The organism is Paenibacillus sp. FSL L8-0435 (assembly GCF_037965655.1).
Lineage (GTDB): Bacteria > Bacillota > Bacilli > Paenibacillales > Paenibacillaceae > Paenibacillus.
Genome location: NZ_CP150185.1, coordinates 3,228,161 through 3,241,403 on the forward strand (window position 1 = coordinate 3,228,161; position 13,243 = coordinate 3,241,403).

At 46.4% G+C, this 13,243-nt stretch carries 11 protein-coding genes; 10 read left to right on the forward strand and 1 reads right to left on the reverse strand.

Features of this window, described 5'->3' with window-relative positions:
- Position 1 precedes the first annotated feature (1 nt).
- Both NST33_RS14100 and NST33_RS14105 read left to right on the forward strand, forming a co-directional pair.
- Entirely contained in the window at positions 2–2,053 is a 2,052-nt protein-coding gene (locus NST33_RS14100) for a serine hydrolase domain-containing protein (RefSeq protein WP_339308378.1), read from the forward strand.
- Positions 2,054–2,251: 198 nt separating this feature from the next.
- Entirely contained in the window at positions 2,252–3,655 is a 1,404-nt protein-coding gene (locus tag NST33_RS14105; protein WP_339308380.1) for a PQQ-binding-like beta-propeller repeat protein, read from the forward strand.
- Positions 3,656–3,723: 68 nt separating this feature from the next.
- Here the strand turns inward: NST33_RS14105 and NST33_RS14110 are convergent, their stop codons facing one another.
- A complete protein-coding gene (locus tag NST33_RS14110; RefSeq protein ID WP_339308382.1) occupies positions 3,724–4,398 on the reverse strand; it encodes a class I SAM-dependent methyltransferase in 675 nt (224 codons plus the stop codon).
- A gap of 163 nt (positions 4,399–4,561) precedes the next feature.
- On the opposite strand from NST33_RS14110, the gene NST33_RS14115 reads away from it, so the two are divergent.
- The 8 genes from NST33_RS14115 (at position 4,562) to NST33_RS14150 (ending at position 13,242) form a co-directional block, all read left to right on the forward strand.
- The gene (locus NST33_RS14115) at positions 4,562–5,173 is read left to right on the forward strand and encodes a hypothetical protein (RefSeq protein WP_339308384.1); all 612 of its coding nucleotides are present in this window, start codon (positions 4,562–4,564) and stop codon (positions 5,171–5,173) included.
- A 165-nt stretch (positions 5,174–5,338) separates the two neighbouring features.
- On the forward strand, positions 5,339–6,319 hold the full coding sequence (locus NST33_RS14120; protein ID WP_339308386.1) for an SDR family NAD(P)-dependent oxidoreductase: 981 nt from the start codon (positions 5,339–5,341) through the stop codon (positions 6,317–6,319).
- Positions 6,320–6,522: 203 nt separating this feature from the next.
- Positions 6,523–7,413 (forward strand): UDP-N-acetylmuramate dehydrogenase, encoded by an 891-nt coding sequence (murB, locus tag NST33_RS14125; RefSeq protein ID WP_101313699.1) that lies wholly within the window; start codon positions 6,523–6,525, stop codon positions 7,411–7,413.
- A 225-nt stretch (positions 7,414–7,638) separates the two neighbouring features.
- A complete protein-coding gene (locus NST33_RS14130; RefSeq protein WP_339308388.1) occupies positions 7,639–8,256 on the forward strand; it encodes a hypothetical protein in 618 nt (205 codons plus the stop codon).
- A 363-nt stretch (positions 8,257–8,619) separates the two neighbouring features.
- Positions 8,620–9,483 carry an ABC transporter permease subunit gene (locus NST33_RS14135; protein WP_260632645.1) on the forward strand — a complete coding sequence of 288 codons (864 nt, stop codon included), beginning with the start codon at positions 8,620–8,622 and terminating at the stop codon, positions 9,481–9,483.
- Between the two features lie 2 nt (positions 9,484–9,485).
- Complete coding sequence (locus NST33_RS14140) at positions 9,486–10,355, forward strand: carbohydrate ABC transporter permease (RefSeq protein WP_083679484.1); 870 nt, start codon at positions 9,486–9,488, stop codon at positions 10,353–10,355.
- A gap of 23 nt (positions 10,356–10,378) precedes the next feature.
- Complete coding sequence (locus NST33_RS14145) at positions 10,379–11,917, forward strand: extracellular solute-binding protein (RefSeq protein ID WP_339308390.1); 1,539 nt, start codon at positions 10,379–10,381, stop codon at positions 11,915–11,917.
- Positions 11,914–13,242, forward strand: a complete 1,329-nt coding sequence (locus tag NST33_RS14150; protein WP_339308392.1) for a Gfo/Idh/MocA family oxidoreductase — start codon at positions 11,914–11,916, stop codon at positions 13,240–13,242. The genes NST33_RS14145 and NST33_RS14150 overlap by 4 nt, the downstream gene beginning before the upstream one ends.
- Position 13,243 lies beyond the last annotated feature (1 nt).

The following is a 13,243-nucleotide window of genomic DNA, read 5'->3' on the forward strand; positions in this document are numbered from 1 at the left end:
GATGAAGAAATTAATTAGTCTTTTATGTACAGCGGTGCTTGTAATTACGCCGCTGACATCTGTCAGCGCAGAGGTGAATAACAGTGCAACGATTGAGGCACGGGCGGAGCAGATCGCCAAGGAGATGGTGCAAACCTACGGTGTCACCAGTGTGCAATATGCGATCATGGATGAAGGGGAATATATTTTATCAGATAGTGTCGGATTGCACGATAAGGCATCACAGAAGCCAATAGACACGGATAGCATGTATGGCATAGGCTCGGTTAGCAAAATGGTTGTTACAGCAGCCGCTATGAAGCTGGTCGATTCCGGTAAAGTAGATCTTGATGAGCCGCTTACTTCGTATATCAAAGAATTTAAAATGGCAGATGCGCGATATACTCAAATCACACCACGCATGTTGATGAATCATTCATCCGGTCTTTACGGTACACATTATGGAAACAGCATGTTGTTTGACGATAACGACACCCGCAATCATGATGAGTTATTGCTCAAGCTTCAGTCCGAAAAACTGAAATCCAAACCTGGCGCATACTCCGTCTACGCCAATGACGGTTTTCAATTGCTTGAAATCCTGGTTGAACGGGTGAGTGGTTTGAGCTACAGCGAATATATCGCCAAGTATATCAGCGAGCCGTTGAAGTTGGAATCAACGAAGACACCACTAGATTCCTTTGACAGAGCACAGTTATCCGAAACCTATTGGCCTACACTTGAGATGAAGATGCCTACCGAAAATGCTAACATTATCGGCACCGGCGGAGTGTACTCTACCGCAGAAGAATTGAGTCAATTCGGAGAGGTTTTAATGGGGAACAGACCGGATATTCTGTCCGAATCTGCTGTGAAGGCCATGCAATCTCATGAATATCGTAATGGCATATGGGTATCAGATGAACAAAATACGATCAATTATGGCTTGGGCTGGGACGCGGTTGACCTTGCACCGTTCAGCGATTATGGGATTACCGCGCTTGCCAAGGGCGGAGACACCATGCTATATCATGCCGTGTTAATCACCATACCGGAACATGATATTTCAATGGCGGTTCTATCCTCTGGCGGATCTTCCGTCTACAATCAGATGTTTGCCAGCAAAGTGCTGCTGGACGTTCTGGAGGATCAGGGCATCATCGACGATGTTCAGCCTGATCAGAAATTCTCACCACCTGTCAAAGTGAAGATGCCGACGAAGTTGAATGCTTACTCAGGTCTGTATGGTACGGTAGGTGCAACGCTGGACATAAAGATCAATGATGGTGAGATGCAACTGCCTGCCTTGCTGGGAGGAATTATTCCTGAGCAGACCTATGTGTACACAGGCGACGAACATTTTACAAGTGCGGATGGCAGTGTAAAAGCTAGCTTTGTGAAGGAACGTAATGACAAGGTGTATGTTAAAGTTCAGGGCATGATTACGTTACCCGGCATAGGCCAAACGGTAATGAACACGTATGATTATCAAAAACTGGATCATAATGCACTGGACGCAACAACAAAAGAGAAATGGACAGCCCGTGACGGCTCGAAATATTACGCGTTGGATGAAAAAATAACATCGATCTTTTATCTGCTTCCATCGATGCTGATCAAGAACCTTTCCGTTGATGCCAAAAATGGCTATGCTAATGGCACGCAAATTATGGATGCGAACAACGCAGAGAATATCGCCGAGATTCCTGTAATGAACGGAAGAGACGCGTTTGATCTGCAATTTTACACAAAGAATGGCGCCGAGATTTTGCTCCAGGATGGGCAGGAATACATTGCCGAGGATGCGATTACTCCAATCTTTGGTGGAAAAAAAGGAATTACGACTATTCCGGCAAACGGTCAAGCCCGGTGGTATGCGATCGACGCCCGATCGGGTAACAAATCCATCACGGTGGATTCTCCCAAGACCGGAGGTTATGCAGTGTATAATGATAAAGGGGAAATGATTGACTTCTCTGTAGCAACCAATCAGGAATCGACGAAGCTCCCGAAAAGTGGTTTTATCGTTTTTGGTGGGGATGCCGGTGATGTATTCCAGATTGAATTAAAGTAAAGTAGGGACTGCGTTACAAAATCACATTTGTAACTTGTCACATAAATAATGTCGTATTCAGAAAGTCGCCGTATGGCGGCTTTTTTTGATTTCAGTTTTAGAATAATTTAACAATCTGGTAACTATTTGGCCCCACCACGCGTTATGTTTATGTAGTTATATATCAGGCTAATTTTTCAACTGGAGGAATCACTATCTATGATCAATAGACATAAACGTCAAATGACTATGCAATGGAAAAAAAGAGCAGGAAGACCCATCATTGCAGGCCTTACTGCCGGAATGCTGATGGTTCACGGCGTTATCGGCGTGTTGCCATCGCAGGCACATGCTGAAGCATCGGATGTATCCATCCGTAACTGGTATTCGTATCAACGAATCACTGTACCTGAACTGAAACCTTCTTGGACAGCGAAAGTAGATAACTATCTGAATATGAACGAGACGTATGTTGGAGTTAATGCCATCGCAGAAGAAGGAAAAGTATTCACGTTTGCTGGATCAAAGCTGATTGCATTTGATGCGACAACAGGTAAACGGTTGTGGACTTACGGCAAAGAACTGACTCCTTATATTACCTATCAAAGCGGGATTCTCTACGGACTGACCATTGATCACAAGCCATATGCCTTGAATGCGAAGACAGGCAAAGCAAAATGGCAGTCAGGCACATCCACCTGGATTGATACGTATAACCGTACGGAAGCTCTGATTCCAACGGTAGATACCCTCTACGTGATTAAGGGGAGTACAACGTTTGCACTGGATATCCAGTCAGGCAAACTGCGCTGGGAAGCAGATGAACCATTAGGCGAAGGTCAAGGTACTGAGTATCTGAGAGAATCTAATGGTGTGGTGCTGAGAACCTTTTTTGTCCAAGGGGCACTTACATCCTTACAGCTTAATGCATATGACAAGAAAACGGGTAAGAAGTTATGGGGTCATTTTGGTCAGGGGGAAGCTATTCAGATCAAAGACGGTCTTGTATACTCAGCGGACTACTATTCTTCGATGTTGGAAAATGACGAGTCTTCACCAGAACGCAAATGGAAAGTTAATGCGTACAACTTGAAGACCGGTGTGTTGAAAGGAAGTCAGGAGTATAAGTGGACCATGCCGGGGGATCCACCGTATGTGAATGGGTATGGAGGGATATTTTCCAATAAAGACAAACTATACATTTTACAAGGGGATAAGATAGCGGAGTATTCGTTAACTTCAACCAAGCCGGGTCCCGCGCCACTTCGAACGTTTCAGCGCCCTTACGGAGAAAATATGTTGTGGCTTGGCATTACACTGGAAAGGTTGATCTTCAAAAACGACAACACGGGAGAACTCACAGGCATTAAGCTGGCTAATGGTCAGGAGGTTCAGTGGCATGGTGATGCTCCTGTTTCTCAGATCGATGTTTACGGTAAAGGAATGTATCGAGCGCAACGTAACGGCACCCTGCTTGCCCTCAACATGATGACGGGTCAGTCAGCTTTTCGAGTCGCTACCGGGGGAGATCTGCATAACACGACATTGAAGACAAACGGAATGATCATCATCCAAGCCGAAGGCAAACTTCTCGGCGTTAAGCTGCCAGCGTCGCTGAAATAAGTGATTCAGAATGAAAAATATGGGAGAAGACCGGATTACGTCATGGCTTGCTCATAATCCGGTCTTTTTTATTTTTGCGCATAAAACACTGCAAAGTCCAAGTATATGTACATGCAATCTGCCACGCGAAACCCCGCCTCCTCCAACCACATCAATTGATCCTCCAGCGTGGCATTGATATCCACCTTGCGTCTTTCGATCGAAGCCAAGATGGCTTCCTCAGACAAACCACTTTGTTGAATCGCTTCTAACCAGCGCTGGCGGTAATAGGTGTCCGTATCGGGGGTTCTTCCCTGAACCTGATCTGCGTTGATGAAGCATCCGCCTGGTTCTAACAGCTTATGTACAGAGTCAAACGCCTTTTTTTTGTCAGCGTGGGTCAGATGGTGAATAGACAGGGAGGAGATAATCATATCGTAGGAACTGGTGAAATCGTACTTGGAGTAATCCCCGACCACATACTGCACTTGTGTAGCATCAGCAAACCTTCGACGTGCCCCTTCGAGCATTTGATCACTAATATCGATCAGGGTTAATCGCGCGTTGGGATACTTTTGCAGGACCAATCCGGAGAGCAGTCCCGTTCCTGCACCCAGATCAAGAATACGTGGAGAATCGAGCGGGCTTTCCATTAGATTCAGAGCCATTCCATAAAAATCATCAAAACAAGGGATAAGCTGCTTTCGCTGCACATCATAATCTTGGGCTACCTTATCAAACAGCTGCTTTACTGAGAATTCCATGTGCTCATCACTCCTTGATGTTTTCTCCATATTTTACAAACTGGAAGGGATCAAGGGAAATACTGATTATGGATAAACTCATAGGTTGGACCTATGGGTTCCGAGTCTTTGCCATGGGTAATAACATGTAAGCGCAGAATATAGACAGGGAGGAATGAACCTGATGATTCAACCACGTTCTATTATGATGAGCATCTCGTTAATCGTTATAGTTCTAACACTTGCAGCTTGCTCTGGTAGTAATGAACCTTCGGCTATCCCGGAACCATCAATGCCAGTAGGTGGAACAGAAGAAGCGAATGAAACGAAGCGTCCACAGACCGAAAGTTTTGAAATGTTGACCGCAGATGGCAATCAATCACTAGAGGCGACCTTACAACAAGGAGGAGAATTTTCCTTGTACGTATTCGAGAAATTCACATTTGATGCTGCTCAAGGCCGTCTGTCACTGACTAGTAACGGTGACTATTATGTGGATATTGAACCACTGCCTTCGGATTATAATCTGGCAGAATTGGAGACAGCGGGTAAAGAAGAATTAGAAAAAACCGGTAAGGTATCCGATTATAGTGGAGAACTGGTAGAACACCCGCTTGGTTATGCCGAGCTCTATCTTCAGGCCTCAGGTGAAGAAGGAATTAGTGATTATATGGTCTGGAAATCAGAAGAAGGGAACGCGTTTTTATTCCGTCTTCATAATCCAAAAGGAGAAGAGGCCTCTGATTTCGCCAGCCCGGTCCTTGTTTCGTTATCCACCGTTCAGGGTGATTCGTAACTAGATGACCATAATATTTTCAACGAAAGTCGCCAACTGGCGGCTTTTTTACTTTTGCAGATTGCATGGAGAAGTTGCGAGATGAAATATTCACTTCCATTTGACTTAGAGCACACTCTAAGGTGTAGACTAACATCAGCAACGATCCCAAAGGAGATGAACAGAATGACACAGGAAAATAATACTAGAACTTTACAACATAAAATGGGCTCTGGCTTCAACTATAACAGTACAGCGGAGGATGTATTGAGAGATCTGGACTTGTCAGGACAGCTTGCTATTGTAACGGGTGGATATTCCGGCCTCGGGTTGGAGACGACACGTGCGCTTGTTAACGCGGGAGCCCGTGTAGTGGTGACTGCGCGTCGTCCAGCGGTTGCGAAGGAAGCACTTTCTGGTCTGGAAGGTGTTGAAATAGATGCATTGGACCTCGCTGATTTATCCAGCGTTCGTGCTTTTGCCGAGCGGTTTCTGGCGAGTGATCGGAACATTGACATGCTGATTCTTAATGCGGGCATCATGGCTTGCCCGGAGACGCGGGTTGGTCCTGGCTGGGAAGCTCAATTTGCAACCAATCATCTGGGCCATTTTGCCCTGACTAATCTGTTATGGCCAGCACTTGCAAGTCAGGGGGGAGCACGTGTTGTTTCCTTGGCATCAGCGGGACATCATTTCTCACCGATTCGTTGGGATGACATCCAATATGAACATGGCTATGAGAAATTCCCTGCCTATGGACAGTCCAAAACAGCAACGATTTTATTCAGCGTTGAGCTTGATCGTCGAGGTGCGGAGCACGGAGTACGGGCTTTCTCCGTTCATCCAGGCGGAATTATGACACCACTACAGCGTCATATGCCAAAAGAGGAAATGATTGCTCTGGGCTGGATTGATGAATCTGGACAAGTGGCCAACCCTGCGTTCAAAACACCTGAGCAGGGGGCAGCAACGCAAGTCTGGGCAGCAACTTCACCTCAGCTTGAGGGAAAAGGCGGTGTCTACTGCGAGGATTGTGACATCAGTGAAATGGCTCCAGAGGATGGAGGTTTCTACGGGGTCAAGAAGTATGCTATCGACCCTGAGCAAACTATTCGTTTATGGGAGCTATCGGCCAAGCTGACTCAAACAGACATAGAACTCTCATAATCATGTAGTTGCGGCAACAAAGCAACGGCTTGCTTCCATGCAGGAGCTCACGGAAAAGTTCAAAATCTAAAGAGAATACGATTAATTATAATGAAAACAACATAATTTCAAACAAAATCTCCTATTTAGCATATAATAAAGAAGGAGCATCTCATTTTCGCGATGGTGCAATCATTTCTTTATGAATTCAGGGAGAGAAAATCATGAATATTTTTGAGCATCAGATACCTTTGGAAAAAGTGAAATTCAATGAACCGTTAAAAAATCATACGTTTATTAAAATAGGTGGCAACGCAGATATTCTCATCCATCCAACAACGATAGACGAAATCACTAAAATCGTGGAAATTGCCAACTTACATCAGTTACCTCTGACGGTTATTGGGAAAGGCTCAAACGTCATTATTAAAGACGGGGGCATCCGGGGAGTAACGATTTCTCTTAGCCACTTCGATCAAATTAAAGTGAGTGAGGACAGCATGATTGCGCAGAGCGGCGTTGATATCATTGATGTCTCCAGGCTTGCTTTGGAGCATAGCTTGACCGGTTTGGAGTTTGCTTGCGGTATTCCCGGCAGCACGGGGGGCGCACTTTACATGAATGCCGGTGCTTATGGCGGTCAGATCGCCGATGTTGTTGAACGTGCGACTGTGATCACCAAAGACGGTACAGTGTTGGAGATCCCGCGAGAGGAGATGAAGTTTGGTTATCGAAATAGTCTCTTCAAAATGGATCACTATATCATACTGGAGGCCGAATTCGGGCTCAAAAAAGGAAACAAGGAAGATATTGCGAGCAAAATGAAGGAATTAACGTTCCTGAGAGAATCCAAGCAGCCGCTTGAATTCCCCTCTTGTGGAAGTGTATTTAAACGACCCGAGGGACATTTTGCAGGGAAACTGATTCAGGATTGCAACTTGCAGGGCACTCGCATTGGAGGTGCTGAAATCTCCATGAAGCATGCAGGTTTTATCGTAAATGTGGATCACGCTACTGCCCAGGATTATATGGATCTGATCCAATTTATTCAGAAGAAAGTATATGATACGTTCCAAGTTGAATTGGAAACCGAAGTAATCTTTCTGGGAGAGTAACTTCATTGGAATCATTAGGAGGTCGCCTTTGGCGGCCTTTTTTGCATGTGGGAGTGGTACTGAAACAAGTATCCACATGCTAATTATGGTAATATCAGAGTGATTGTATTTAATATTTCATCGTTATCATAAGGAGTGTACATGGAGATGTTCAAGCGTAACAGGAGAATACTGCTAATCACTGCAATGGTAATTTTACTATCGCCCCTGTCAATCTTGGCATATATGTATATGAATGAACGTGCTTGCGGCCTAGCCGATCAACGGATATCCAAGGTTTGGGGATTAAGTGAACCTATACATATTCCTATAGCGAACAGTCCTGAGAGGGCAGTTCAGGAATTTAGAGGTGAGTTTTATACCCCCCAATTCATTCATCAGGAGGCTGTGGACGGGGGCATGATTTTGTTTACGCACAAAAAGGGTCGGGAAAACAACAGTAATCTGCAGATGGAGTATACCCGCAAGAACATATTCGGATGGAAATGGGTATGGGGTGGAGGATATTCCATTAATGAATCAGTTGAATCCAAGTTTGCACTGCATTATATGAGCATACCGAAACTGGAGCAAGTCTCCACTCCTTTTCCCATGTTATTTGGTAATATTGAGGACTCTTCCATTAAACGTATATCCGTAGAGACACAGGAAAATGGAACAGTAATCGCGACCGAAGCGAAACTGATTGAGGTGAGTCCGGGACATCTAATTTGGTATGTTTTCCTTCCTCCGTCAGCGGCTATTCCATATGTAATTGAGGGATTTAACGAAGAAGGGAAACTCATTACCCATGAACAAATTAAAGATGCCAATGATAGCGGATCGTTCACTCTGGGGAAATGAGATATGGACTATTAAGGACATAATGTGAAAAGTAAACAACACCATAATCGCTTCAGAGGTCGCCTATGGCGGCTTTTTTTGTTGCCAAAGTAGTACCAACTATTCCGCCAGTGAATGAACCGATCCTGCAAACCCGCGTCACGCAAGCGATTGGCTCATGCTATGGCTGATTGAACGATTGTTGCTGACCCCGCTCTCCCTTAACATGTGAACAGAGGAGCCTGCTCGTCATTCACCATCATTCTGTCAAAGGGGGCCCGCGATCGTATGGCTGAGCTGTCGGAAACATCAACGTTGCAACCCAGGGTTACAGTCAACAAACCCGTCAAACCAAGTTATCTGCGTAACATTCGAAAACACTGGATGTTGTATGTCATGATCCTGCCCGGCATTTTGTTCTATATTATTTTCAAGTACATTCCACTTGGCGGAAGCGTGATTGCATTTCAGAACTTTCAGATTATGAAAGGCATATGGAGCAGCCCATGGGTTGGCCTGGATAACTTCAAGTTTATTTTTACGTATCAGGATTTCTATCATGTGCTTCGGAATACAGCTCTGATTGCCTTATACAAACTGGTGATCGGATTTCCTGCTCCCATTCTGCTAGCGCTATTGTTCAACGAAGTGAGAAAAATGCTTGCCAAACGCTTTTTGCAGAGTCTGTTTTATCTGCCTCATTTTCTCTCCTGGGTTGTTGTCGGGGGGATCGTGTTTGAGGTGCTAGCCTCGGGTGGTTTTGTAAATGCTGTCCGTGGATGGTTCGGGTTCGAGCCGATCCTGTATATGCAGCAGGAGCAATATTTCCGACCTATTGTTGTCCTGTCCTCCATCTGGAAAGAGGTAGGTTGGGGAACGATTATATACCTCGCTGCGGTAAGTGGCATTGACCCCACGCAATATGAAGCGGCTGTGATGGATGGAGCAAATCGCTGGAAGCAAACGATCTACATTACATTGCCTGCGTTGTTCCCGACGATCTTAACCCTGTTCCTGCTGAATATCGGCAATTTCCTGGAACTTGGCTTTGATCAGATCTACAACCTGCTGACACCGATGACCTACTCGGTAGGGGATATCATTGAAACGTATGTATACCGCTCTGGTGTCCTGCAAGGGCAATATAGCGTAACAACAGCGATTGGTCTATTTCAGTCGGTGATTGGCTTCATTCTGCTCTGGGTCTTCAATCGGCTTGCGAGAAAATCAGGAGAGGGGTTGTGGTAATGATCAAGCAGACGATTGGAGAAAAGCTGTTCCAAACCGCCAACTACATTTTCCTGACACTTGCGGCCTTTACGATGCTCCTTCCATTGCTACATCTGCTTGCGGTTTCCCTGAGTTCGCCGGTTGCGGCAGACTCCAAAGAAGTATTTCTGTGGCCCGTTGGCTTTACTTTTGCGTCATGGAAACACATTCTACAAAGCTCGGGCTTATGGCAATCGTTTGGTGTAACCGTATTCATTACGGTAGTAGGTACTGCGCTTAGTATGTTATTTTCAGTGTTGACCGCTTTTCCGTTATCGCGCAGAGAATTCATGATCCGCAAACAAGTGATGCTGGGCATCGTAATTACGATGATTTTCAATGCACCGATGATTCCGTTCTTTCTGACGGTGAGGGAGCTGGGCATGATGAATTCCATCTGGTCCCTGATTATTCCTGGTGTAATTGGCACATTTAATATGGTCATTCTGCGTACATTTTTCATGAGCTTGCCCAAAGAACTTGATGACACGGCCCGAATCGACGGTTGCCATGACTTCCGAATTCTGTTTCAGATTTATTTGCCGCTATCCAAGCCGGTTCTGGCTACGGTCAGTCTGTTCTATGCGGTGGGATACTGGAACACGTTCCAGCGGGCGGTACTGTTTCTACGTGATCCAGGGCTCTGGCCTTTGCAGATGAAGCTGCGAGCGTATTTAACCAGCCCGGAGGAACTGGCCCAGGTAAATATGTTTCTTGGGGATTACAACTTCAATACAACCACGTTAAAGGCAGCGACGATACTTTTTGCAAGCGTTCCCATTATTTTGGTGTATCCTTATCTACAGAAGTATTTTGTGAAAGGTTCATTGCTCGGATCACTGAAAGAATAAACCATGTTCAGGGGGATGATTCCATGAGAAAACAACTGAGTCGCAAGATGATGCCGCTAATGCTCAGTCTAGCCATGCTGTTGGTCGCTGGTTGTGGCTCTGCTACTACAAGTTCCGGAAATGACGTTGGTAACGGCGAAGGCAGTGGTGGAGCTGTAAAAGTCAAAGTATTCAAAAGCCATATGGGCGTTGGCAGCTTGCCAACTGCGGATAATCCGCATGTGAAATACATTGCTGAACAGACGGGGGTCCAGTATGAGCTCATTACAACGCCTCCCGGTTCGGAGCCATCCGAATACTTGAACCTGATGATTGCCTCCGATGAACTGCCAGATATCCTGCGTCCGATTGGAGGCATTGAGCAGACACTGATTCAGCAGGGAGGCGCGTTACCACTGGATGAACTCCTGCCTGAATATGCACCCCATGTGTGGGAGAGTATTCCTCAGGAAGCTTGGGATATCGTTCGCTCTGCTTCCCCTGATGGCAAAATCTATTATGTACCCAAGGTATTCCTTGTGCCTGAACGTGCACCGTTAATTCGTCAGGATTGGGTGGATAAGGTGGGCATGGAGATGCCAAAGACCACTGATGATTATGTCGAGCTGCTCACAGCTTTCCGTGACAAGGACCCGAATGGCAACGGCAAACCGGATGAACTGCCAACAAGCGGCAGGGAATTCGGCAGATGGATGGACCATTTGTTTGCGATGTACGGGGTAGCGATGTGGGAAGGTTATCCCGAATGGGATGAATACGATGGAAAGATCCAGTACGCAGGAACTACCGACAATATGCGGGAAGCAATCAAGTTCATTCGCATGTTATATGTGGAAAAACTGCTGGACAATGAAACCTTCCTGAACAAAGGGGAAGTGTGGCAGGCCAAAATCAATAATAACCTCGTAGGCAGCTGGTACCATTTGCCTGCAAATGTGCGAGATCGGTACAATGCGATGCTGACCCAGGCACCAGATGCCTTCATTGCAGCGATGCCGTTACCCAAAGCCGCAGGGTTTGAAGCTTTTGTCACCCAGAAGAGCATGGGTGAACCGGAATGGATGATCCCAGCCACCAAACAGGATAATGCGCCAAATGCGCTGAAGCTGCTGGACTTCTTCTATAATCCTGAAAATGATGAGTTCGGTCGCTTTGGTCTTGAAGGTGAGCAGCATGAAGTCAAGGATGGACGCAAAGTCATTCTCCCACCTGCTGACAACAAACCGCTTGCCTTGGGTATGAAGAATCTCACTACAGCAGAAGACATGAATAAGCGAATTGAAGAGACATATCCGGAAGATCAGCAGCAAATGGTCAAAGACATGTTCGAAGTCAGTACTGCCGATGCACGGCAAATTGCGGGTGACGGTCTGCCAGCCTCTGTGTATGAAGGTTTTCCTGATATCCAGTCTCACAAGTTGTTTCAAGAGGTATTGACCAAGATTGTCATCGGCGAGCTGCCAATCGAGGCTTATGATGAATATGTGAAGAAATGGAATGCTTCCGGGGGCGAAGTGGTCACCCAGCGTGTACAGGAATGGTATGAGAAGGTGAGAAAATGAAAAAGAGATATGCCCTATGTGGGGTCAGCGGCAGAGCATTGGGACAATTTGCAAAACCAATTCATGAGCTGTTCTCTCATAATTCAGAGGTTGTCGCCCTGCTGGATAGAGATCCTGCACGGTTTGAAGTCTATCGTACCCGTTTTCCTGAGCACACAGAAGTATCGGTATATGGCGCTTCGGATTTCGGGGTCATGGTCGATGAGACTCGGCCTGACTGTATCATCGTGGCTGGCAGGGACGATACTCATGCCCACTATATTGTTGCCGCGTTGGAGCGGGATCTCGATGTTATCACCGAAAAGCCGATGACGACTACAGGCGCTGATGCCAGACGCATTCTTGAAGCAGAAGCAAGGAGTAAGGGCAGCGTCATCGTAACGTTCAATTATCGGTACATGCCGATCCACATGCGCATCAAGGAATTGATTCAGGAGGGGAAACTCGGTCGCGTCACTTCCATCGATCTTAACTGGTATATCGATACCCATCACGGCTCCAGTTATTTTAAACGGTGGAACCGTGAACGGGCATTCTCGGGCGGTCTGTCGGTCCATAAAAGTACTCACCATTTTGATCTGGTCCAGTGGTGGATCAATCAAAAGCCAGTTGAAGTTTTTGCCTATGGAGCACTGAACTATTACGGGGCTGAAGGCGAATGGAATCCGGCACAGGAGGACGGAAGACATTGCCGTACATGCCATGTCTCAGAAGATTGCGCCTATTATTCCCGCTGGACGTCCCGGAGTCGTCAGATTCGGGTACCGGATGACCATCTGAACCAACTCGGTACAGCAAGCCAGCAGGAGTTTCCCTACACTTCATACCGTCCCGACCAGTGTATCTTCGATTCCACCATTGAGATTGAAGACACGTATGCCGCAACCGTGAAATATAGCGGCGGCGCGCTGATGAGTTATTCGGTCAATTTCTCACTTCCATACGAAGGGTACCGTTTGGCGGTAAATGGCACGAAGGGCAGGCTAGAAACATTGGAGTATCACATGCCGGCCCGGACGCCTTTTCCCACACCCGTCCAGACGATCGATTACTTTCCGCTCTTTGGTTCAAAAGAAACGATCCATGTTGTTCATCGTGAAGGCGGACATGGAGGAGGAGATCCACTGCTGCTGGAGGATATTTTCCTCGGCGAAGATAAGAGACGCCCTTACCGAATTCTGTCTGGCGCTGAAGACGGCGCTTATTCCGTTGCCGCTGGAGAAGCAGTGTGGCGATCTGTGGAAGAGCATCGGCCTATTTCCATAGACGAAGTGCTTGGTGGTTGGAACAGCAGAGTGCCCACGCACAAAGGGAGGGAGAAGTGAC